Raw genomic sequence first — 22,614 nt, forward strand, 5'->3', positions numbered from 1 at the left:
GAGGAAGGATGCGACCATCGTCAAGACCGGCATGGTCTGCTCGGTCAACGCCGCCATCTGCTGCTTCACCCCGGTTCTGGTGATCGCCCTTGGCGCCGTCGGCCTGTCCGCCTGGCTCGACTGGATCGACTATGTGCTGCTGCCAGCGCTCGCGCTGTTCCTGAGGCTGACGGCCTACGGGTTGTGGCGACGGAACCGCGCTGCGGCCTGTTGCGCAATCGAAACGCAAACCACCGAGGAAAGAGCCTGACATGACCGACTGCTGCACGACTGACGCAAAGAAGAACTCCTACGACCTCGCCGTCATCGGCGCGGGCTCGGCGGGGTTCTCCGCCGCGATCACGGCAGCCGAACAGGGCGCCAACGTGGCGCTGATCGGTGGCGGCACCATCGGCGGCACCTGCGTCAATGTCGGCTGCGTTCCGTCGAAGACCATGATCCGAGCGGCCGAGGCGCTGCACGGCGCGCGGGCGGCGGGGCGATTTCCGGGGATTTCCGGCGAGGCGGGTGTGGATGACTGGCGGGAGCTGATCGCCGCCAAGGACGACCTCGTCTCCACGCTGCGGCAGAAGAAGTACGCCGACCTCCTGCCCGAGTATAATGGCATTGCGTATATCGAAGGCGCGGCGCGGCTGAACGGTGCAGGGGTCATCGTCGATGACACCCCTGTCGCTGCCGGCAAGGTCGTCATCGCCACCGGTGGGCGACCCGCCGTGCCGCGGATTCCCGGCATCGAGAACGTACGCTACCTGACCAGCACCACCTTGCTGGAGTTAGAGGAACTTCCCAAGAGCTTGATCGTCATCGGCGGCGGCTATATCGGCGCAGAGCTTGCCCAGATGATGGCGCGCGTGGGTGTCGCCGTGACCCTCGTCTGCCGGTCACGGCTCCTGCCTCAGGTGGAGCCGGAAGTTTCCGACGCCCTAGCGGCGGTCTTCCTCGGCGAGGGCATTACGCTCCATTGTGGCATAACCTACGATGCCTGCCGCGACGATGCGAGCGGCGTTACGGTGTGCGTCGAAGACAACGGACAGCGCATCGATTTGAACGCGGAACGGCTTCTGGTCGCCACGGGGCGCACCCCCAACACTAAGGCCCTTGGCCTCTTGGATGCCGGCGTCGCACAAGACGGCCGCGGCGCTATCGTGGTCGATGGTCGCATGCGTACGTCGAAGCCGGGCATCTATGCGGCGGGCGACGTGACCGACCGCGACCAGTTCGTATACATGGCGGCCTATGGGGCCAAGCTGGCCGCGCTCAATGCGCTGAACGACGACAGCCTTTCCTACGACAACAGTGCCATGCCGTGGGTGGTATTCACCGACCCGCAGGTGGCGGGCGTGGGTCTGAGCGAGGCGAAGGCTGCCGGTCATGAGGTCAAGATCTCCGTAGTGCCGCTCGACCGGATACCGCGCGCACTGGCTGCCCGGGACACACGCGGACTGATTAAGCTGGTCGCTGATGCCAAGACCGACCGCCTGCTCGGCGGCCAGATCCTTGCACCGGAAGGCGCCGACAGCATCCAGACGCTGGCGCTGGCACTCAAGTTCGGTATGACCGCGAAGGCGCTGGGTGAGACGATATTCCCGTACCTGACCACGGTCGAAGGGTTGAAGCTCGCTGCCCAGACCTTCGACAGGGACTTGGCCAAGCTGTCCTGCTGTGCGGGCTGAGATGCCTTCGAAAAAAAAACGGCACCAGCGGCCGGCCGCCGGAGAAGCGGGGCGTCCCGTCTCCGTCGGCGCGGCAATCGCAGACGTCAGGTCTTCGGCTTCCCAAGCAGAACGAACTCTCCGTCCTGACCCGAGAAAATTCCCGGCCCCGGCTTGACCTCGTGCGGGGCGGCGTAGTCGAACGGTTTCACATTGGCACAGGCCGCCAGAGCCGCAGCCGAAAGTGCCGCGATGACGTAGCGCAACACCATCATTGTTCCTCCCGGATGATGACTGAGGCTCAGAACTTCACGCGCGCGCCGGCCATCACGGCGTAGATGTCATCGAAGTCGGCGCCACGCCTGTCCAGTTCGTACATCCTGGCAGCGACATAGGCCTCCGTAGCGATTCGGTCGATGTTCTGAACCAGCGCAAGACCGTACGTCGTCGCTTCGTCACCGGAACGATCGCGGTCCTCGACCAGCTGCCAGTCCGCCGACACGGCAGTGCTGCCGATCGAGAATGGAGAGAGTATGTAGCCGACTTTGGCATAATACATGGACGGATCGCGACCGTCTTTCTCCAGGTCCTGCTGGCCCGCCGCGAGGGTGAAGTTCAGACCGAAGGGAAACAGCACCGAAGCCGAGCCGTTGACCTGTTCGAGGTTGCGGTTGTTCTTGTTGTCAGCATCGGCGTAGGCGATCGCGGCGCGCGTCTTGATCCCCGAAATCTCGCCGGCATAGGTGAGTGCCGCATCCCAGGCGCTGCCGTCGACATGACTGGTGGAGAATTTGAAGCCCTCGAACGAGGGGGTGTCGTATCGGATGCGGTCGTCCCGGCTCAAGCCGTCGAAGTCGGAGAAGACGTCGCGCACCCGGGGACCCGTGGTGCCGTCCTCCTGAAAGCGAATGCTACCGGCCATCAGCCATGCCCCCGATGCGAGGCTGACAACGGCCGTGCCGGATAGGTCGCTCTCCGACGTACCGTTGGAGGCGGTGTCGCCCTGACCGAGCCAAAGCCGCCCGAACGTCTTGCTGTCGAAGAAGAGCTCGAGCTTCCGCTCGGTAAAACTGACCGTGTTGAACCCGGCCGGTTCGCCGCCGATGCTGACGTCGAAGCTGGAATTCGATTCGATCTGCACTTCGATCTGCGTGCCGACCGTGAGATCCTCGTCGAACCTGCCGACGCCGCGAAACAGCAGGCGAGTGGAAGAGTTGTCGTTGTCGACATGGAACACCTGATCCTCGTCGCCATCGTTGGCGTAGAGGGCGGCGCGGTTGACCTGGCCCGAAAGGGTGAGGCGGATGTCGTCGTTGATGCTCTCGACGAACCGCGGCACCTTGGCGTCGCCTTTGGCGGCCGCCGCTTTCGACTGTTCGGACTCCAGGCGCTCGATACGTTGGCGCAACAGCGGATCCTGATGCTGTTCGGGCATTCGCTGCTGCACTTCCATGCGTTCGATGCGCTGACGCAACGCTTCCTGCTCGGCCTTCAGCCGCTCAATCTCGGACTGCTGCGCGCCTGCCACCGACGGCATCAGCAAGCCGAGCGCGACCGACGCCATGAGACACTGAATCAATCTGCGACCCACCTTCTTCTCCCATTATTTTGTGGACTTATCGGCGCCACGAGAAAAAGCTCTCGCTGACGCAGTTCATGCGTGCGGTGAGGCGCCGAATATCCAATTTTGACCAACAGGATCCTGGAGCGGATTGCTTCAAACCAGCCCGATAAGCCTGCGAAGAAGGTTTCTTGTGATGTAGAGTAGAGGTTACATCAGATTTTAATTTTGCCGCGAAGGCGCCATTACTTTGTAAGTAAGAAGGGCATGGTTTGACGTAGCCCGGCCACAACGCCTGCCGCCTCACCAGCGCCGTCCGGAAGGATCATCGCGGGAGGCCACGGCGCTTCGGCGACGAAGCTGTGCACGCGACCGTTCCCACACTGTGATCGGCCATGGGGAAGGATCTTGCCGACTTGGTTGGATGACCCTGATTCATCGGCCGGCGCGAATCGGTGACGGCATGTGCCTTCAAGACATCGTGATGATCTAGCGCGCGATCTCGAAACCCGATGCGAGTGCTCATCGTTCGGCGACGGGATTTGATTTGCCATCCGTGTGGATGATCAGGTCGAACGACCGATAACGCTTCCGCCGTAACTTTTTCGCCGCCGACTGGAATCACTGCGAGCCGGCTGCTTGGTATGCGCCAGGTGGGTGGGAGAACAGCGTTCTACGAACATCGGAGGTTATCCATGCATAAGCACAGACTCGTCGCCGTGAGCATGACCGCCCTCGCGGCCGCCGCCTTCGCGGCTCCCGTCGCCGTCGCCGCGCCGGCCACGCCCATGCAGCTCGCCCAGGCTGCCAATCCCTGCGCGGCGAAGTGCAAGGCCAATCCCTGCGCGGCGAAGGCCAATCCTTGCGCGGCAAAGGGCAAGGCCAACCCCTGCGCGGCGAAGTGCAAAGCCAATCCCTGTGCGGCGAAGGCCAATCCCTGCGCCGGCAAGAAGAAGTAAGAACGCCGCAGGCAGGGAGGCGCCGGCCGCCGCTCACGCTCGGGCGCTGAATGCGCTCGACGCGTAGCGGCGGCCGGTCGTCGTAGGGGCGGCCATGGCACAGGAACCGACGTCCATCGAGGCGCCGCCCCGAACAGCGCCATGCCGCGCATCACGCAGGTGGTGCATCGAGCGTCCCGCCGGGCTTTTCGCCACCGCCGTCGGACCTGCAGCCGTTGCCGGCACGGCCATCATCTGGTCTGCAGCCATCCACCCTGACGGCCTCGTGCTCCTGCTGATCGGCATGGCGATCGGTGCCATTCTCCTCGCTACCGGTTTCGGCTTCGCCGGGTCCTGGCGCGCCTGGATCAGCGAAGGCCACGGGGCTGGGCTCCGCGCCCAGTTCGTGATGCTGGCCATCGCCACATGCCTGTTCATACCCAGCCTCGCCGCCGGCAACCCGATCGCCGGGGCGGTCGCCCCGGCCGGCCTGTCCGTGGCCGTCGGGGCATTTCTGTTCGGCCTCGGTATGCAATGCGCTGGCGGATGCGCGTCCGGGACGCTGGTCGCAGTTGGGGCAGGCAATCTACGGCTGGTCGTGGTCCTGATTGCTTTCGTGGCTGGTGCGGTCGCCGGTACCGCGCATCTCCCGTGGTGGCTATCCCAGCCGTCTCTGGGTGAAGTGTCGCTTCCTGAAGCCGTCGGGCCGGGGCCGGCCGTGCTGTTGCAGCTCGCGGCCCTCGCCGCGCTGTTCCTGCTCGTCTCTTTGGGAGAGGGGGCAGTCTGCCCGAGCTGGCGGAAGGTCATCCGCATACCATGGCCGCTTCTGGCGGCGGCAGTCGCGCTGGCGCTCTTGAACTTCGCGACGCTGGCGGTGGCCGGTCATCCCTGGAGTATCACATTCGGCTTCGGCTTGTGGGGGGCGAAGATCCTGGCCACGATGGGCGCCGACATCGGGAGTTGGACCTTCTGGTCGTGGCCATTTCCGGCTGAAGCGCTGGCGGCGCCCGTGCTCGCCGACACGACGACCGTCATGAATGTCGGGATCGTCTGCGGCGCTACCGTCGTGGCCGTTTGGCGTCGGCGACGTGAAGAGCCGAGGATCCGGCCGCTTTCGGTGCGGACCGCTGGCACGGCGCTGCTGGGCGGCGTCCTAATGGGCTATGGCGCCCGGCTGGCGTTCGGATGCAACATCGGCGCGCTCTTCGGAGGCATCGCCTCGGGCAGCCTACACGGCTGGCTCTGGTTCGCGGCGGCGATGGCCGGCAGCATGCTTGGCGTATGGCTATCGCCTCGGCACAAGTAGCCAGAGCCTCCCAAGGTGGTGAGCGGCGCATCTCCCATCATCGTCGCAACGGTAAATCCGGTTACTGATATGCGCCTCCTACCGAGCACCAGCCATGTTGCACACGGCGGCACGAGTCCCTGCGGTCCAGTTCGCTTGCACTCACGTGCCGCTGGTCCGCCCGTTCCGATCGTCCTTTCCAGCGGTGCATTGCGATGCCAACGATGAACCATGGATGACCGCGTAGATGGCTGGAATGACGATTAATGTCAGCAGAGTCGAAGACGCCATGCCCCCGATCATCGGAACGGCGATCCGCTGCATCACTTCGGAGCCCGCACCGGTCGACCAGAGGATCGGGAGGAGACCTGCCATGATCGTGACGACGGTCATCATTTTAGGTCGAACCCGGCCAACGGCGCCTTCCATGATGGCAGCGTGAAGCTCGACACGACCGAAGCGCTTCCCGGCAGCAGCCGCCGCAGCCTTGGCGTCCAGGAGTGCGTGATCGAGGTAGAGCAGCATTACGACGCCGGTTTCGGCGGCGACACCCGCCAGAGCGATGAAGCCCACGACTGCGGCAACGCTCATGTTGAAGTTCATGAGGTCCATCAGCCAAAGACCGCCGACCAGGGCGAAGGGCAGAGACAGCATGACGATCAGCGATTCTGTCAAGCGCCGGAAGTTAAGGTAGAGAAGCATGAAAACCACCAGGAGCGTCGCTGGAATGACGACAGCGAGTCGCTCCTGCGCACGTGCGAGATGTTCAAACTGGCCGCTCCAGGACAACACGTACCCTGCCGGCAGGGAGATCTGTTCGGCCACGACTGCCCTGGCCTCATCCACATAGCCACCGAGGTCACGGTCACGGATATCGACGAACACATAGACAACTGGCCGGCCGCCCTCGGTTCGCACCATGGTCGGTCCGCGGGATCGCTCCACCGACGCAATCTCACCCAGGGGAATGGCAGCGCCGTTGGGCAAAGATACGAGCACCTCACGGGCTATCGCTTCAGGATCGCTCCGGATCGCACGGGGATAGCGCAGGACCACGTCGTAGCGCTCGCGGCCTTCAACCGTGGTGGTGACGGTCTCCGCGCCCAGCGCCATCGCCACCGTGTCCTGCACCGTATCCATGCTGAGCCCATACCTGGCGATACGGTCGCGATCGGGCCGAATGTCCAGGAAGTAGCCGCCGTTGACACGTTCCGCAAAGGCAGAGGATGTTCCGGGAACGGATCTGAGAACGGCTTCGATCTCCTTGGCAAGGCGTTCCAGTTCGACGAGGTCGGGACCGAAGACCTTGATGCCTACCGGCGTACGGATACCTGTCGACAGCATGTCGATGCGCGCCTTGATCGGCATCGTCCAAGCGTTTGAAACGCCGGGAAACTGCAATGCGGCGTCCATTTCGGCGATCAGTTCGTTGAGGGTCATGCCGTTGCGCCAATCCGCCTCCGGCTTCAGGTTGATGATAGTCTCAAACATCTCCACCGGTGCCGGGTCGGTCGCCGTCTCGGCCCGGCCCGCCTTGCCCCAGACCGACGCAACCTCGGGAAAGGACTTGATGATCTTGTTCTGGGTTTGGAGCAGCTCCGCCGCCTTCGTGACTGATAGGCCGGGGAGCGTCGTCGGCATGTAGAACAGCGTGCCCTCGTTTAGGTTTGGCATGAATTCAGAACCGATACGCATGAACGGGACGACCGAAAAACCCAGCGCGACAACCGCCGCCAGGATGGTGATCGCCTTCGCCCGCAGCACCCACCTAATGACGGGGCGGTACAGCCAGATTAGGAGCCGGTTGATCGGGTTCCTCGCCTCCGGGACGATCCTGCCCCGGATGAACAGCACCATCAGCGCGGGGACGAGCGTGATGGACAGGAGCGCGGCGGCCGCCATTGCGAAGGTCTTGGTTGCCGCCAACGGTTTGAACAACCTGCCTTCCTGCGCCTCCAGCGTGAAGATCGGAAGAAACGAGACCGTGATGATGAGCAGGCTGAAGAAAAGAGCCGGGCCAACCTCTTGAGCGGCCCCAATCAGCACATCGGTCCGTGACGCACCCGGCGGCGCGTGCTCCAAACGTTTGTGGGCATTCTCGATCATCACGATCGCAGCATCGACCATCGCTCCGATGGCGATTGCGATGCCGCCGAGGCTCATGATGTTCGACGGAATGCCGAGGGCATAGGTGACGGTGAGCGCCATCAGGATGCCGGCAGGTAGCGTAACGATCGCGACTAGGGCGCTGCGCGCATGCCAAAGAAACAGAAAGCAGACGAGAGCCACGACGATGCTCTCCTCGATCAAAGTCGTGACCAGCGTGCGAATCGCGCGGTGGATCAGGTGCGAGCGGTCGTAGACCTCGACGATTTCGGTGCCTTCCGGCAGGCTTGAGGCCACCGCCGCGAGCTCGTCCTTGACGTTCGCGATGACATCGAGGGCGTTCTCACCATGACGTTGCAGCGCTATCCCGCTGACCACCTCGCCTTCGCCATCCATTTCCGCGATACCACGCCGCTCGCTGGGCGCCAGTTCGACGCGCGCCACGTGGCGCAGCAGAATAGGGGTGCCACCATCAGCCTTCAGAACGATCTTCTCGATATCTTCCATGCCGTTGAGGTAACCGCGTCCACGGATCATGAATTCAGTCTCGGCGAGTTCGATCGTTCTGCCGCCGACATCGCGATTGCTTGCTCGCACCGCACCGCGCACCTGGGCCAACGTAATCCCGGTATGCTTCAGGAGGTGCGGATCCACGACGATCGTGTATTGCTTGACGAAGCCGCCGACGCTCGCAACTTCGGCAACCCCCTCGGCCCTGGCGACGGCGAAGCGTACCTGCCAGTCCTGCAGGGAGCGTAGTTCCGCGAGGTTCCGGTCGGAGGATTTGATCGCGTATTGGTAGACCCAGCCGACGCCTGTCGCATCCGGTCCCAGCGCGGGTGTGACGCCCGCCGGGAGCCGGTCGGCTGCGGCGTTCAGGAATTCGAGCACGCGGCTCCGCGCCCAATAGAGATCCGCTCCATCCTCGAACAGGACGTAGACGAAAGACACGCTGAAGAACGAGAAGCCGCGCACCACCCGCGCCCGAGGCACGTTCAGCATCGCCGTCGTCAGCGGGAAGGTAATCTGGTCTTCCACCACTTGGGGTGCCTGACCGGGAAAATCGGTGACGATGATGACCTGCGTGTCCGACAGATCGGGGATGGCATCCAGCGGGATGCGTGAGACGGAATAGAGGCCCGCGAGGACCGTGAACGCCGTTCCGATCAGTACCAGAACGATGTTGCGCGCCGACCATTCGATGAGGCGGACGATCATCGGGACGGTCTCTCGGCAGTGAAAGCCGCCAGCGCGGCCTGCAGGTTGCTCTCGGCGTCGATCAGGAACGTGCCGTTGACGACGACCTCTTCACCTTGGGACAGGCCGTCGATGATCTCGATCAGCGCTCCGGCGCGTGCGCCGAGCGTGAGGTCGCGCGGTTCGAACAGGCCCTCGCCCCTGGCGACGAACGCCACCTGCCGCGCTCCATCGTCGATGACGGCCGACGCCGGGATCGCCAGAACCGGCTCGTTGCCGATCTGCGCCTCGATTTCGGCGTGCGCGAAAAGGCCGAGTTTCAGCCGCCCATCCGTGTTCGGGACGACGATCCGCACCCTGACGGAGCGTGTTGCGGGATCGAGCTCCGGATAGATGAAGTCGACCGTGCCTTCGATCTGCCGCCCGGGTTGGGACGGCAATGTGAGCCGCGCGTCCTGACCGCTGCGGATGAAGGCGAGGTCCTGTTCCGCAACGTCCACGACGATCCAGATGCGCGAGAGGTCGGCGATCCGGAACAGCAGGTCCCCAGCGGCGAAGCGCATGCCATCGACTGCCGGCTTCTCGATGACGGTGCCGCTTGAAGGAGCATTGAATGGCATCGTACGGACGGCCGAACGCGTGCGTGCAATCTCCGCAATGACATTCTCCGGCACGTCGAACAGGCGCAGAGTGCGCGCAGCCGTTTCGGCATCGCGGGCGCCGCCAAGCCGCGCGCCCGCCAGATCGACCATTCTCCGCAGCAGGTCACCGCTTTCGATCCACACGGTCAGCAGGGGCTGGCCGGCTTTCACCCTCTCTCCGGTCGTACGCACATTCAGGCGATGCACGAAGCCGTCGAACTTGGCGGTCACAGTTGCGAGCCGCGATTCGTCCGCGGTGATCACGCCGGCACCGCGTACGGTGCGGAACAACAAATGATGCTCCAGGCGAGCCGTGCGCACACCGGCGCGTTGGACCTTTTCCACGCTGACGCGCACCGTGCCGGCAGGGCCGGCCATCTCGTCTTCGTAGACGGGGATGTAATCCATCCCCATCGGGTCCTTCTTCGGGACCGGGGAGACATCGGGCAGGCCCATAGGGTTCCGGTAATAGAGGATCCGGCGTTCTCCCGCCGTGGTCGCGGCGGCGGCCAGCTTCTCGGCGGCCGTATAGATGACCACGCCGCTGACGGGTTCAGTCTCACCCGGTTTCGCTGCCTCAATGGTCAGCGCCCATTGGCCGGCCATGACGATGTCGGTTTCAAACGCGAAGATCCCAGACCCATCCGCAGTAATCGGTCTGAGTGGCGCTTCCATCATCGCCATCCCGTCTGGCCCCATGTCGAGGCGTGTGGATGTCACGACGACAGATTGGATCGGCACCGGTCTGCCATCCGGCCCGACGAGGCGCGCGGCGACACGAACGGCCTTGCCGACGGGGACCGCCGCCGACACTGCTTCGAAGCGATAGGATGAGGCCTCGGCGTCGACAGCGACCCAAAGGCCGAGAAACGCCAGTACGGCAGCAAGCATCAATGCCGCGCGCGCAGGGATCCTGCGAAACATGAAAACCTCCTTGATTGGTCATGACGGTTCGGCGGCGCGGCACGTCGGCGCAGCCGTGCGAACGGTCAGACCACTCGTGGAGGTCGTCTCATGGGTGAAACCGACAGGCCCGATGCCTCGTCAACGGACGCAACGGTGCGTACCTTTTGATAGCGATCCGCTGAAGTGCCGCCTTCGGCCGTTAATTGGCCGGGCAGTGCGCCGCACGCGATCATGCAGAACGCCGATGGCGTGCACCGCTCGGATCGATCCGCGTCGCGCCCGTCGCAACACGGGTCGGACATCGCATCCATTGTCCGCGCCGCTTCTGCCCATCCCTGCGCCGTGAGCGTCGGGACAGGCATGCCGCGATCGGCGGTCGGACCCAAGGAGAACGACAAGATCATGGCGCAAGCAAGTAGTGCCGCAAACAAAGATGTTTGAGCAGTCTTGCGCAATCCGGATACTGTAGGGCAACCAGTTCTCGTCATCTCGATGATGATATTCTCTCGTTCGCAGCAGGCTCAAGAGGCTCCTGCGTCGACAGGCCGCCGCCGTGCGGGAAAAGCGCGGCGATACCCGTCATCCCAATGCGCATGTGTCGCTCTGGATGGTGGCGCTTTTTTCGGAGCGCATGGGTGTAGTCGGCACCGGCGTTCGGCGACGGTGCCGCGCTGGGAATCAGAGTTCGGCCGGCGACTTGTCCCTGATAGTCGGCCAGTTGTTGTTGGCTTTCACCAGGTTGCCGGGGATGTCCTCCTGCCAGCGGGTCGAGGCGGCCTGGTGCACGTTGAGGTAGAGCTTGCCGTCGACGACCCGCCAGATCGTCGGGTCCCCGTCGAGCTTCTTGCCGAGTGCCGCGCCCATGGCGCAGAATCCCCCGAACGAAGGTGCGTACTGCCCCGGCGACTTCATGAATGCTTCCCGGTTCGCGGCAGACGCGAACTGGTAGCGTGCGCCTTCATGGACCGCAGTAAGGTCCTCGCGCCCCTTGGTCGGCGTACCCGCGTTGAAGTAGGACACGGGATCGTAGCCGCGCAGAGCGACCCCCTGCGCGTCGACGTTGATCGCGCTTTTCGAGTTCTCGTCGTAGGCGGCTGCCGGCCCTGCCTGGAATGCGATGGCGGCGGCAACCACGAACATCCCCGCAGCGAGCACACGGGCCAGGACGGTGCGGCGTGCAAGCGAGACGACTGCTACTGGCATGGAAGCTTCCTCGGCTATTTGTTTGAGCACAGGCGCGCGGCAACTGGAGGACGGCCGCCGCGACGCTTGCCGACGAGTTCTCCGGGACTGCCACTGCCGTTACGCTCATCACGCGGAAGTGACGCGCCGACTACGTGACTAGCGCGCCTCGTTGAGCCGCCAGTCATAGTCCCAGGCATAGTCCGCTCCCGCCGCGACAGTCTGGTCGAGGGCGGACCGAAGCGGCTGGTCGGCATAGTGGAGCAAGTGCGTGAGAACGCCTTCCTTGCCGCCGAAATCCTCCGCGAACCAGACATAGATGCTCGAGAGACGAACGACGTCTGGCCGGACCGTGAGGCCGCGCGGGTGATTGACGTAGGCACGGGCGGCTTGTTCGAGCAGCCCGTCCGTGTTGGCCGACGTGAACGCATTAGGCAGCAGGTTCGGACACCCCAGGGCCGCGCAGTTGAGTGCGTAATGGATACGCGGGTCGCGCCATCCGGGCCGTAGAATGCGGTGTTCGATATCATTGAGGGCCAGCGCTTCGCCCTCAACGGATACCAGCGACCGATCCCAGGGCCCCCGCCCGAACAGGCCCCGCGACAGATTGATGTCGCGGATGCTGCCGACCGGATAGTGGTCGAGCACCACCGCGACGGTCAGCGCATTGTACAGGTTCACCCAGAACGCGCGCTGCTCGGCGCGGTCGAGCGACGATACCGGCACAGCCGCGAGCGCGCCGATGTAGCCGTCGAGACGCGCCCGGTCCGCGGGGGTGACACGCCCGTATGCGACGCGCGCTATGCCGTCGGGACCGACCGAAACATAAATCCCTAGCCAATCTTCCCAGACCGAATGATCGACACGTGCGGTCGCCTTCGGATCGTGCCGTTCCCATCGCGGCCAGGGTTCGGCGCCGGGCGCGAAGAGGCGCTCGATCGACCCGAAGCCCATGAGCATGAACGCGAGCGCCAGGGAAGCGAGGCGCGCGCGCCATCCGGGTGAAGCCTTTCCCTCGACAGCAGGGGCGCGTGACCCGATGGTCCCGACCACGGAACCGCGGCCGTCTAGGCTTCGCCGCGCGCCGGGTAGTTGTTCTTCGTGACGAACTCAACGGCGTTCAAGACATCGGCGAAGCCGGGACGCGCGAACGGCATCGTTTGCACCGACGCGGCGTACAGCGTCAGGTCGGGCCGGATGAGGAAGAGGCCGGGTTCGGCGAACATCGGCGGCTCGCTCTCCTTGATCCCGGTGGACACGAACAGGCCCCACGAGCGAGCATCTTCGATGCCCAGCCCATAGCCGAGCGCCAGTTCCGAAAGCTCCCACTCGTCGCGCGTTCTACGCGCCCGAGCCTCATCGTCCGTGCTGAATGCAAGGACGTCGACCCCACGGCCGGCGAAATCCGGCAGCTTGCGCTGCAGGTCGCGCAGATAGGTCTTGCAGATCGGACAGTGATAGCCGCGATACGCAACGAGCAGGAAGAACGTCTGCGGTTTGCGCGCGGCGAGCCGGAAACGGTCTCCGTCGACCATCGGAATATCAAGGGCGGGCACGGTCTTACGGGGCTTTATCATCATGAATGCCTCATCATCACGGAACCGATAAAAGCTGAGGGTGGCGATCGGGCGACCCATCTCCGGCCACGGCAATACCGCGCGGACAGACACCACGCCGATCGGCGTGACCCACTCACATATTCGTCTGCCGGGCAGAAAGGTTACGCGCCGACGTCCGGATTCCCGACGTTCGGCCCCCAACGGATCGGCGGAAGGTGAGGGCCGCTCGCCGCCTCAAGGATACTCGAGGGCTCGTAACCTTTGTGCGCGCTTGGGAGAAACGCGTCACGCCAATCAGCCCATGTCGGCAGCCCCGGGGAGCGAGCCCATGTTCAGGGACCGTCTTATGAAGGGACAATGTCGCTCCGGGCTCGCGTAACCCGCCCGGAGCTGCCATGCCTGAAGATACCGGCGACTTGTCCCGGCGCCGTTGGCACCGTGTATGGCGGAATGCGTTGTGGCCGTCCGAGCAGGGGGCACTGCCGGCAACGGTCGCGGCAAGAATCCGGGAGAGAGACCGATCCAGCGAACTCATGATGCGGCTGGTCCAACTCTGCATCGTGGTGGCGTTCGCCGTCCTCTACCTCCTGTCACCGCGCACGGATGGAGGCACAGAGTTCTCGCTCGTTCCCGCCGTGCTGGCGATATATTTTATCCTGACGCTGATCGGCCTGTTGTGGTCGGCCAAAAGCGAAATACCGGATTGGGGGGCCTACCTGTCCGTTGGATTCGATATTGCGTTGCTCGTGGTGCTCATATGGAGTTTTCATATACAGTACGGTCAGCCGCCCTCTTTTTATCTAAAGGCACCAACATTTTTATATTTCTTCATTTTCATTTCACTGCGCGCCCTGCGCTTTAATCCTAAATTTCTGATCGCATCCGGCCTCGCGTCGATCGTCGGGTGGCTCGCGCTGGTACTGTACGTCGTCCTCGGCGAAACCTCCCAGAGCGTCGTCACCCGCAGCTATGTCGACTACCTGACCGGCAATGCGCTTCTCGTCGGGGCCGAGGTCGACAAGCTGCTCTCCGTAACGATCGTGGCCGGAATCCTTTACGTGGTTCTCCACCGGTCCCGCAGCCTGTTGATCGAGGCGGTGCGCGAGCAGCGCGCGGCCTCGAACCTGTCCCGATTCTTCGACAAAGAGATCGCCGCCCGTATTCGGCTCGCCGACGACCTGTCGGAGCAGGGTGTCCGTTGCCAAGCGGCGGTTCTGTTCGTCGACATCCGCGGCTTCACGTCCTTTTCCGCTGCGCTCGAGCCGAACGAGGTGATCCGTGTCCTCGCGGAGTATCAGCGTCGCATCGCGCCGATCATCCGGGCGCATGGCGGCATCATCGACAAGTTCATCGGAGACGGGATCATGGCCACGTTCGGTGCCGTCGACAGAAGCCATACCTATGCCGCGAACGCGCTCCGAGCCGTCGACGCGATCGTGGCCGAGGTCGACCGGTGGCCAGGCGGTACGAGCAGCCTGCGCAGTCTGCCCGACCGTTCGGTCGGCGCAGCCGTAGCAGCGGGCACGATCGTTGTCGGAACCATCGGAGATGCGGACCGGCTCGAGTTCACAGTGATCGGCAGCGCGGTGAACCTCGCGGCGAAGCTGGAGGCGCTCAACAAGCGGATCGGATCCCGTGCGCTCTCGCCGCTCGAGACCTACCGGACTGCAGTCGAGCAAGGGTACGCCGACGAGAGGAGGATCGCTCAGTTCTGTAGCAGAGTGGACGGTGTCGAAGGCGATATTCAACTCGCTGTCCTGCATCCCTGACCGCACCCCGCACGCAATGTCGCGCAGACGCTTCTGACACCGCCCGCCGTGCTTCGGTCGGTTCGCCGATGCAGGCACGTCATGGCGTCGGAGGCCGCCGACGGAGCGGCAACGCGGGATAGGTTCCTGCGGGACGTAACTTCCCGGGGGTCGGCTCGGAACTTTCGGATATGGGCGAGCACGAACGCATCGGTCCCTACAGTCCGAGACGCATGCGTGCCGCCCCGACGAGGACTTCGCGTCTTGCCTGCGGACAGGGCTTCGCGGGTAGAGCCGAACCGCTTCGTCGTTTCAACCAACAGACTGGGAGTATCGTCATGAACAACATCAAGGTGAGTGCCGTCGCTCTGGCATCCGCTCTGGCTGCCGCCGTCTCGATGGCTTCCGCGGACACGGCGCACGCTCAGGGCATGGAAAAGTGCTACGGCGTGTCAGAGGCGGGAAAGAACGACTGCGCCGCCGGTCCGGGCACGACCTGCGCAGGAACGTCCAAGGTGAACTGGCAGGGCAACGCGTGGAAGCTCGTGCCGGCTGGTACCTGCGAAGCGACCGTCATCAAAACGACCGATGGTCGGGAAGTCCGCGGCAGCCTCAAGGCGCTCGAGCGCGACATACCGAGCTGAGCAACGACTAGCACCGGCGGGTTCGGCTGGTAGGCGCACGCCCCCCGGTCGAATCCGCCGTAGCGTGATCTTCGTGCTTCTTGCAGCGAGTATCTCAGATGGAAGGTCCCTCAGCAGAAAGCGAGCCGCTCGAGAAGACGCACAGCGCGAGCCGCGTCTCGAGCGCAATATCCGCCAGGGCAGGGGTGGGCCTGAAGGATGCTCATGCCGTCCAGATAATCAGCGAGCGACCCGAACTGGGCTTCTTCGAGATTCACGCAGAAAATTACATGGTGGAAGGGGGGCCTCGCCTGGCCGTGCTGGAGAGGATCCGCACGATCTACCCACTGTCGGTTCACGGCGTGGGACTGTCGCTGGGAAGTCCAGGCCGCCCCGATCCCGATCATCTCGCGGCGCTGCGCGCGGTCGTCAGGCGGTTTGAGCCGGGGTTGGTATCGGAGCATGTCGCGTGGTCCGGTCACGACGGCAAGTATCTCGCCGACCTCCTACCATTTCCGTTCACCGAGGAGTCGCTCACTATTTTGTGCGGTCAGGTCGACGAGGTCCAGGAGGTGCTCGGCCGCCCAATCCTGATCGAAAACCCATCAAACTATCTGCTGCTGCCCAGTTCGACGATTCCGGAGCCCGAATTCATCGTCGAGGTGGCGCGCAAGACCGGCTGCGGCCTGCTAATCGACGTGGGCAATATCCAGGTCAGCGCCTTCAACGTCGGCACGGACCCCTTCGCCTACGTCGACGGCCTGCCCGCCGATGCCATTGGCGAACTCCATGTCGCCGGCGCCAGCGTCGATGACGCGACCGGCCGCCCCCTACTGATCGACGATCATGGTGCATCGGTCTCAGAGGAGGTCTGGCGTCTCTACGACCGCCTCATAGACCGGATTGGGCCCAGACCGACGACGCTGGAATGGGACAATGACGTGCCGTCATGGCCTCACCTGTACCGGGAGGCGCGACAGATCGAGCGCCGGTTGATCCGGTCGTGCCGAACGAGGGCCGCATAATGGAAACGTTGGCCGGCTTCCAAGAGGATTTCGTCCGCGCGCTGACCAGCGCCGACCCCGACGCGCGCCCGGCTGGCTTCGACGAAGAATCGCGACGGCGATTTCGGGTGTACCGGAACAACCTCTATTCGGGCCTCTCTCAAACTCTCGCAGACGCCTATCCGGTCGTCCGACGGCTGGTCGGCGATGCCTTTTTCTTCGCTGCGGCGCGCCTGTTCGTTGCCGACCATCTGCCGCAAAGGCGGTCACTCGCTCTCTATGGCGAAGCCTTTCCCGCCTTTCTGCAGGAGTTCGAACCGGCTCGGTCGGTGCCCTATCTTGCCGACGTCGCGCGATTGGAGCGGATGCGATTGGAGGCGCTGCACGCCGCCGATGCGCCGCCGCTCGATCCCCACGAGCTTTCCGGATCGGGCGAGTTGCTGATCGATCTGCGGCTCGTGCCGCATCCTGCCGTACGCCTGCTCCGCTCGCCGTTTCCGGTCGTCTCGATATGGACGGCGAACAGCGGCGAGCACTCGCCGGCCGGCCGATACATTCCCGAAGGTGCCGAAGCTGCACTCGTCACGCGCGCCCATTTCGATGTCGGAGTGGTCGCTCTCGACCCCGCTGCCGCCGGATTCGTCGCCGCACTGATCAGTGGCACATCGATCGCGACCGCTGCCGCGGACGCGCTGGATGGCAATCCGGCTTTCGACGTCTCGACGATATTCCATCGGCTTCTGAGCGTCGGCGCGTTCATCGGCATTTCAGACAGAGGTATCACGCGATGACGATCTACCACCTGCCCGTGCCGGCAACATCGAGGATGTCGCCGCGCCTTCTGCTGCTTCGCCTCGAGACGATCTACGCGCAGATCACGGCGATCGCAGGGCCGTTTGCGCTGCTGTTCCTGCGGCTGCCGGTGGCGCTCACCTTCTGGTATTCCGGCAGGACGAAGGTGGAGGGCTGGAACATCTTCTCGCTCCAGGCCTCCCAGCCTTATTTGTTCGAACACGAGTTCGGGCTGCCGTTCCCCGTGCTGTCGGCGCATCTGACCGCCATCGCCGAACATATCTTGCCCGTGCTGGTAATCCTCGGCTTGTTCACCCGCTTCGGCGCGCTCGGCATGCTGGTCATGACGACGGTCATCCAGTTGTTCGTGTTCCCCGACGCATGGTGGAACGCTCACATGTGGTGGGCGGTCGTTCTGTTCGCCGTCGTCGCTCTCGGCCCCGGACCCATCTCCGTCGATCATGGGATCGCGCGCTGGGCGCAATCGCGACCGGCGACCGGCCATCGCGCCTGATCCGGACCATAAGACGTTCAGCGCCGACCGGGCCGTACCCCGTGGCCGAGCCGATCCTCCGCTCCCGAAGAAGGAGAGCCGACATGACCTTGAACGAGACGCAGTCGAAGCTCTGCAGCCAGAACGGGACCGACTTCTCCGACCTGCGCGCGGTGATCTTCAATACGACGCTGAAAAAGGTCGAACGCGACTCACATACGAAGCTGCTTCTCTCGGTCGCCGGCGAGATAATGTCCCGGAACGGAGTCACCGTGGATCATGTTCACGCCGCCTCCTATCAGATCGCCTACGGCGTATATCCGGACATGACCGATCATGGCTGGGACCGCGATGACTGGCCAGCGCTCTGGGAGAAGGTCGCCGCCGCCGAGATCCTGATCGTCGGCACGCCGATCTGGCTGGGTGAGGAGAGTTCGCTCTGCCGCGTCCTGATCGAGCGTCTCTACGGTATGTCGGGCATGCTGAACGAAAAGGGCCAGAGCATCTTCTACGGCAAGGCGGGCGGTGCCGTCGTCACCGGCAACGAAGACGGCATCAAGCACTGCGCGATGACGATCCTCTATGCGCTCGGTCATTTGGGCTACACCATCCCGCCGCAAGCCGATTGTGGCTGGATCGGAGAGGCAGGCCCCGGTCCCTCCTACGGCGACGAGATCGAAGGCGGCCCTGCAGGCTTCGGCAACGATTTCACACAGCGCAATGCCACGATCATGACGTGGAACCTCATGCATATGGCGCGCATGCTGAAGGATGCGGGCGGCCTATCCAACCACGGCAACGACCGTACCGCGTGGAAGGCGGGCTGCCGCTTCGACTACGAAAACCCGGGGCATCGTAGTTGAGCCGTCGATCGCGGCTGTGACAAAGATATAGATGAGCGCGTTAACGCACCGGTCCATTAGGGTCGTCGCAGGATTTCCGATGGACGGTCGGCCACTTGGCCCGAGGATTTATGAGCGTTATGGCGCGGGCGCGTGCGAAGCGATCCGGGACGACCCAGGGTGGCGACGAGCAGCGAGGCTCCCACGCAATAGATGGCCGATCCTGCGGCGATGGCGCCCATCGAGATGTCGAGATCGATCAGCACGCCCATGGCTACAGGCGCGAGACCGGAAGAAAAGACCATTGCCGACTGTCCGAAGGCACGGATCGCACCGAGGTGCGTCGTTTCATACAATTCGCCCAAATCGCGCCCTTGATGACGGCCGTCACCCCGGTGCTCGTGCCGAGAAGTGCCAGGAACGCGGGGGCTACCCGGGGGCGTCGCTCAGCACAGGACAACGCAAGACAGGGTCAGCGGGGTCAGAAGGAAGTGGTCAGGCGGCGCGCAGACCACCTGTCCAACAGCGGCCCGGTTCCAACGGACGCGGCGACTGGCGCCGCAACGCAGAGCGAGAACGAGGCAGCCATCAGCGACAGCGGCCAACCCTTGGCGGCGGCCAAATGCACCTGGGCGCGAGCGCCGCCCCGCCGGCGTTGCCAAGAGCCGCGACGCTTATGGCGCGGCCGCACGCCCAGCGCGAGGAGCCGCCCGTGGGCGCGCAAGAATGACAAGTATGGCATTCGGCAATGTCACGCCGCTGTTGTCGCCGAAGGATATAGGCGCTGCTTTCGGCAGCCGGCCTAGACCTGGTATCGGGCGCGGTGACGCTGCGAAGAGCTATTTCGCGCTGAAGAGCCCGATACTTCTTACGGAACAGGGTTCTCCACGGCGAGCCGTCTGGAGTGGCAGCATGAGCGACATGTTTATCGCGACATCGATGCCTGACCGGGATTGGTGGGCGGCGCTGTGGCCCGATCCCGAGGGGGTCCTGCGGGCGCTTGGCGTACAGCCGGAAATGACGGTGGTCGATCTCTGCTGCGGTGACGGCTATTTCACCGCGCCTCTGGCGAGGATCGTCGGCGGCCGTGTTTATGCGCTCGACATTGATCCGGCCATGATCAATCAGGCGCGCGGCGAAACAGCCCGACAGGGCGTGTCGGTCTCGAACTGGATCGTCGCCGATGCACGGGAGGTCGCGGCCCTGACGCCAGAGGAGGTCGATTATGTCTTCATCGCAAACACCTTTCACGGGGTCTCGGATCAGACTGCCCTGGCGCGCGCGGTGGCCGACATACTAAAGCAGAGCGGGCTGTTCACCATTGTCAACTGGCATGACTTTCCGCGCGAGCGTACGGCCGTCATGGGCCAGCCTCGGGGACCGAAAACCGAGATGCGCATGACACCTGATTCCGTCCGGGCTGCCGTAGAACCCGCTGGATTCCATTTGGCGCGTGTGGTCGATCTTCAACCTTACCATTACGGCACGATCTTCGAGCGCACGCTATAATGGTGGCTTTGTCGGATACGCCTCGCTCAATCGTTTCACAATGAATGCCGGCCCTCCGATATCGCGTAGATCTCGCAAATGGGCGAATGCGCGTCGGCTCAAGCCTTGGAGCGGAGCGTCTTTCTAGGTCGATTCACGGCGTTAACGTAGTTTGCTTCAGTTGACGAATCCCGGAACTGCGGTAGACGTCGCCATGTCAGGAACGACATGGAGGGCAAGATGCCCATTCGGCTGAAGTTTGCAGAGGTCACCCGTTCGACGTCTACGACCGCCCGGCAGCGCAGCCCGCGTGACGTCATCGTCGGCGCGCTGTCCGAGCAGATCGCACTGGCGCAGGCGACGATGCGCGGTGAGACATTCACTGTCGAGAGGCGGGTCTACAAGAAGGGGGAGAAGGGCAAGGTCATGCGGGCCGTCACACCGCGTCCGTGGTGGTTCGAAACGGACGGGAAGTTCTTCGGCGAACTCCGCTTCGGCAATGGCCCGGTCGATCTGTCTGGCAAGGGTCTGACCTCCTTCGAGTGCGGAGCGTCGCTGTCGGACGTGATCGCCATCTTCGAGAAGCTGCGCGACGCCGTCGGCGCGGGCGAGTTCGACGCGCAGATCGCCCAGGCGCGGGAGAAGGCGACGCGCAAAGCGGCTGCCTGACCTGAATACTTCAGCCTGACCCGCTCCCGCGTGCGATTACTTGGGCGCGGAAGCGGGGCAGGGCGGTCATGCACACTTCCTGCACAGCCAGAAAACGGCCTGTAAGCCATTGATGAAGAACGCGAAAATCCTCGCCCCTTACCTTGCCAACGTGAGGGTCGAGGGTTCGAATCCCTTCTCCCGCTCCAAGTTTTCGGAGCAATATCAAGGCGCTAGCCCGGTCGGGCCGGCGCCTTTCGCGTTTCCGCGCACAGCCCCAAAATCTCCGATTCAGCTATATCAAAGGCTTAGAAAAGTCGGTTTTGTGCACAAATCGTGCACAACACGGCTTGCTGATTCAATAATGACAGTCGAGCGGCGGCTCTCATACCATGCTGAAGTTGGTGATTTCGAAGCGTGGTACGCATTGTGAAAAAACACGTGATTTTTCCCGGACTCCAGTTGTACACCCGCGCCGACATGATCGGCGATTCGATCTACTGTTACTTCAAACACGGGCGCAGAGCGGTTCGACGTTCTATGGAAACGGCTGACCTCGGCGTCGCTATTCAGCGTGCAGTCGACCTGTACAACCGCTTCCAGGCAGGTGAAGGGGATCGTGCCGAGAAGGTCATGCGGAAGCCCTCGTTCAATGCCGTCGCCAAAAGCTTCTTGGAGTCGGTGAGGTCGCACTCCGACTACGCGAACAAGGAAACCGTGGTGCGTCGATTCTTCGTGCCGTTCTTCGACGGAGAACTCGGCCGGACGATCGATGCGGTCACCCAGAGCGATATCGCCGCCTACCTGGAATGGCGGCGGACCTACCATAGTCGCCCTCGGCAGTCCGAGCAGGTTGCCTACGATCGCAATGGTAAGCGCATCCTCGCAAAGCGGCAGACCTACGGTGAACCCACCGGAAAGACGCTGAACCGCGAAAATATCGCCCTGCGGCAGTTGCTGGATCATGCCGTGACGAAGGGATGGCTGAAGAAGGCCGACGTGCCGACCGTCCCGGCGATGAAGCAGAAGAAGAATCGCAGGCGGGCCTTCTCGCCGTCTGATTACGATCGGATGTGTCGGGTGGCGCAGGAACGGATCGATGCGGTTGCCGACGCCCGGCAGCGGCATCAGCGCACGGTTCTGCTGGATTTCCTCATCGTCGTGCGGTTCACAGGGCTGCGCCCGCACGAAGCCTACGGTCTCACCTGGGCCGACGTTCATATGGAAGATCGCTTCCTGCACGTCGCTGGAGGAAAGACCGGCGAACGTGACGTCGCGCTTTTGGACGATGAAGTCGTGGATCGGCTTCATGAAATCCGGAAGCGCCACACCAAGCAGCAGGGCGGCAAACTCGATCCCGCGACCTCCGTGTTCGCCGGCTTCACCGGCAAGCCTACCGGCGACGTCAAAAAGGCCTTCGGGACGCTGCTGAAGGCCTGCAGCTTTCAGCATTCGACGGCGAAGGATTATTGCCAGTACTCACTGCGTCACCTGTACGCGACCGACCTGGTGGGCCGAGGCTGCCAGGACGGCATTCTCGCCAAATTGATGGGCACGAGCCGCGAAATGATCCAGGACTTCTATGACCACGCGACAGTCGAGATGGCGCGCCGCTGGGTCGAAGAGCGCGAGCGGGCAGGGCGGCATCTGCGCCGGCCAGGCGAATCGGATGAACTGAGGCTGCTCGACCCGGATCTCGACGATCGGCGGATCGTGTTGGGCGCGGATGGAGCGCTGAGGGTCGAGGCGGCGTAGCCGGGGTGGGGCAGCGGTCCCTTTCGGCTGCTGCCCCAGAGGCCTCCCAGGACGCCCTGGGGCGTCGCTGGGTGGGACTCGGTGAACAGAGCCGGGTAGAGTGGAGACCCCCTTGGCACGTCCCAGAATGTTTCCCAGGAAACATGAGGATGGGCAGGGCACCCTCGGTCGCGGAGCCGCCTTTGAAGCCAATC

Annotated in this window: 21 protein-coding genes and 1 tRNA gene; 14 read left to right on the forward strand and 8 right to left on the reverse strand. The window is 63.6% G+C overall.

Annotated features, from left to right (window positions below; translation table 11 throughout):
• Positions 1-31: 31 nt before the first annotated feature.
• Together merF and merA are read left to right on the forward strand one after the other, a co-directional pair.
• Positions 32-250, forward strand: a complete 219-nt coding sequence (gene merF, locus ABIE65_RS26615) for a mercury resistance system transport protein MerF (protein WP_354081794.1) — start codon at positions 32-34, stop codon at positions 248-250.
• Position 251: 1 nt separating this feature from the next.
• Positions 252-1,673 carry a mercury(II) reductase gene (merA, locus tag ABIE65_RS26620; protein ID WP_354081795.1) on the forward strand — a complete coding sequence of 474 codons (1,422 nt, stop codon included), beginning with the start codon at positions 252-254 and terminating at the stop codon, positions 1,671-1,673.
• A gap of 86 nt (positions 1,674-1,759) precedes the next feature.
• On the opposite strand, the gene ABIE65_RS26625 is transcribed toward merA, so the two are convergent.
• Together ABIE65_RS26625 and ABIE65_RS26630 are read right to left on the reverse strand one after the other, a co-directional pair.
• Complete coding sequence (locus ABIE65_RS26625) at positions 1,760-1,927, reverse strand: hypothetical protein (RefSeq protein WP_354081796.1); 168 nt, start codon at positions 1,925-1,927, stop codon at positions 1,760-1,762.
• 26 nt (positions 1,928-1,953) lie between these two features.
• Positions 1,954-3,216: a porin gene (locus ABIE65_RS26630; protein ID WP_354081797.1), complete on the reverse strand. Its 1,263-nt coding sequence runs from the start codon at positions 3,214-3,216 to the stop codon at positions 1,954-1,956.
• Between the two features lie 692 nt (positions 3,217-3,908).
• Between ABIE65_RS26630 and ABIE65_RS26635 the strand changes: the two genes are divergently transcribed.
• Positions 3,909-4,172 (forward strand): hypothetical protein, encoded by a 264-nt coding sequence (locus ABIE65_RS26635; RefSeq protein WP_354081798.1) that lies wholly within the window; start codon positions 3,909-3,911, stop codon positions 4,170-4,172.
• A 94-nt stretch (positions 4,173-4,266) separates the two neighbouring features.
• Positions 4,267-5,457: a YeeE/YedE family protein gene (locus ABIE65_RS26640; protein ID WP_354081799.1), complete on the forward strand. Its 1,191-nt coding sequence runs from the start codon at positions 4,267-4,269 to the stop codon at positions 5,455-5,457.
• Between the two features lie 141 nt (positions 5,458-5,598).
• Here ABIE65_RS26640 and ABIE65_RS26645 read toward each other — a convergent pair whose 3' ends face one another.
• The 5 genes from ABIE65_RS26645 to ABIE65_RS26665 all read right to left on the reverse strand — a co-directional run bounded on the left by ABIE65_RS26645 (position 5,599) and on the right by ABIE65_RS26665 (position 13,105).
• Positions 5,599-8,760 (reverse strand): efflux RND transporter permease subunit, encoded by a 3,162-nt coding sequence (locus ABIE65_RS26645; protein WP_354081800.1) that lies wholly within the window; start codon positions 8,758-8,760, stop codon positions 5,599-5,601.
• Positions 8,757-10,304: an efflux RND transporter periplasmic adaptor subunit gene (locus ABIE65_RS26650; RefSeq protein WP_354081801.1), complete on the reverse strand. Its 1,548-nt coding sequence runs from the start codon at positions 10,302-10,304 to the stop codon at positions 8,757-8,759. The genes ABIE65_RS26645 and ABIE65_RS26650 overlap by 4 nt, the downstream gene beginning before the upstream one ends.
• Positions 10,305-10,964: 660 nt before the next feature.
• The gene (locus tag ABIE65_RS26655) at positions 10,965-11,489 is read right to left on the reverse strand and encodes a YHS domain-containing (seleno)protein (RefSeq protein WP_354081802.1); all 525 of its coding nucleotides are present in this window, start codon (positions 11,487-11,489) and stop codon (positions 10,965-10,967) included.
• Between the two features lie 138 nt (positions 11,490-11,627).
• Positions 11,628-12,521 (reverse strand): DUF547 domain-containing protein, encoded by an 894-nt coding sequence (locus tag ABIE65_RS26660; protein WP_354081803.1) that lies wholly within the window; start codon positions 12,519-12,521, stop codon positions 11,628-11,630.
• Positions 12,522-12,535: 14 nt separating this feature from the next.
• Complete coding sequence (locus ABIE65_RS26665; protein ID WP_354081804.1) at positions 12,536-13,105, reverse strand: peroxiredoxin-like family protein; 570 nt, start codon at positions 13,103-13,105, stop codon at positions 12,536-12,538.
• A gap of 317 nt (positions 13,106-13,422) precedes the next feature.
• Between ABIE65_RS26665 and ABIE65_RS26670 the strand changes: the two genes are divergently transcribed.
• From ABIE65_RS26670 to ABIE65_RS26695, 6 genes are all read left to right on the forward strand, one after another.
• On the forward strand, positions 13,423-14,796 hold the full coding sequence (locus ABIE65_RS26670; RefSeq protein WP_354081805.1) for an adenylate/guanylate cyclase domain-containing protein: 1,374 nt from the start codon (positions 13,423-13,425) through the stop codon (positions 14,794-14,796).
• Positions 14,797-15,113: 317 nt separating this feature from the next.
• Complete coding sequence (locus ABIE65_RS26675) at positions 15,114-15,419, forward strand: BufA1 family periplasmic bufferin-type metallophore (RefSeq protein ID WP_354081806.1); 306 nt, start codon at positions 15,114-15,116, stop codon at positions 15,417-15,419.
• Between the two features lie 98 nt (positions 15,420-15,517).
• Positions 15,518-16,423 (forward strand): MNIO family bufferin maturase, encoded by a 906-nt coding sequence (gene bufB, locus ABIE65_RS26680; protein ID WP_354081807.1) that lies wholly within the window; start codon positions 15,518-15,520, stop codon positions 16,421-16,423.
• Positions 16,423-17,193 carry an HvfC/BufC N-terminal domain-containing protein gene (locus ABIE65_RS26685; protein ID WP_354081808.1) on the forward strand — a complete coding sequence of 257 codons (771 nt, stop codon included), beginning with the start codon at positions 16,423-16,425 and terminating at the stop codon, positions 17,191-17,193. The genes bufB and ABIE65_RS26685 overlap by 1 nt, the downstream gene beginning before the upstream one ends.
• Positions 17,190-17,708: a DoxX family protein gene (locus ABIE65_RS26690; RefSeq protein ID WP_354081809.1), complete on the forward strand. Its 519-nt coding sequence runs from the start codon at positions 17,190-17,192 to the stop codon at positions 17,706-17,708. Before ABIE65_RS26685 ends, ABIE65_RS26690 begins: the two co-directional genes overlap by 4 nt.
• Before the next feature lie 41 nt (positions 17,709-17,749).
• The gene (locus ABIE65_RS26695) at positions 17,750-18,550 is read left to right on the forward strand and encodes a flavodoxin family protein (RefSeq protein ID WP_354081810.1); all 801 of its coding nucleotides are present in this window, start codon (positions 17,750-17,752) and stop codon (positions 18,548-18,550) included.
• Positions 18,551-18,606: 56 nt separating this feature from the next.
• Here ABIE65_RS26695 and ABIE65_RS26700 read toward each other — a convergent pair whose 3' ends face one another.
• On the reverse strand, positions 18,607-18,885 hold the full coding sequence (locus tag ABIE65_RS26700) for a hypothetical protein (RefSeq protein WP_354081811.1): 279 nt from the start codon (positions 18,883-18,885) through the stop codon (positions 18,607-18,609).
• Between the two features lie 556 nt (positions 18,886-19,441).
• Here ABIE65_RS26700 and ABIE65_RS26705 point away from each other — a divergent pair.
• The 4 genes from ABIE65_RS26705 (at position 19,442) to ABIE65_RS26720 (ending at position 22,420) form a co-directional block, all read left to right on the forward strand.
• Positions 19,442-20,038, forward strand: coding sequence for a class I SAM-dependent methyltransferase (locus ABIE65_RS26705; RefSeq protein WP_354081812.1), 597 nt, complete (start codon positions 19,442-19,444; stop codon positions 20,036-20,038).
• A gap of 207 nt (positions 20,039-20,245) precedes the next feature.
• Complete coding sequence (locus tag ABIE65_RS26710) at positions 20,246-20,686, forward strand: hypothetical protein (RefSeq protein WP_354081813.1); 441 nt, start codon at positions 20,246-20,248, stop codon at positions 20,684-20,686.
• A 46-nt stretch (positions 20,687-20,732) separates the two neighbouring features.
• Positions 20,733-20,874 (forward strand) — tRNA-Gly (locus ABIE65_RS26715).
• 208 nt (positions 20,875-21,082) lie between these two features.
• Positions 21,083-22,420, forward strand: coding sequence for a tyrosine-type recombinase/integrase (locus ABIE65_RS26720; protein ID WP_354081814.1), 1,338 nt, complete (start codon positions 21,083-21,085; stop codon positions 22,418-22,420).
• Positions 22,421-22,614 lie beyond the last annotated feature (194 nt).

The sequence above is a fragment of the Constrictibacter sp. MBR-5 genome (assembly GCF_040549485.1).
Classification (GTDB): domain Bacteria; phylum Pseudomonadota; class Alphaproteobacteria; order JAJUGE01; family JAJUGE01; genus Constrictibacter.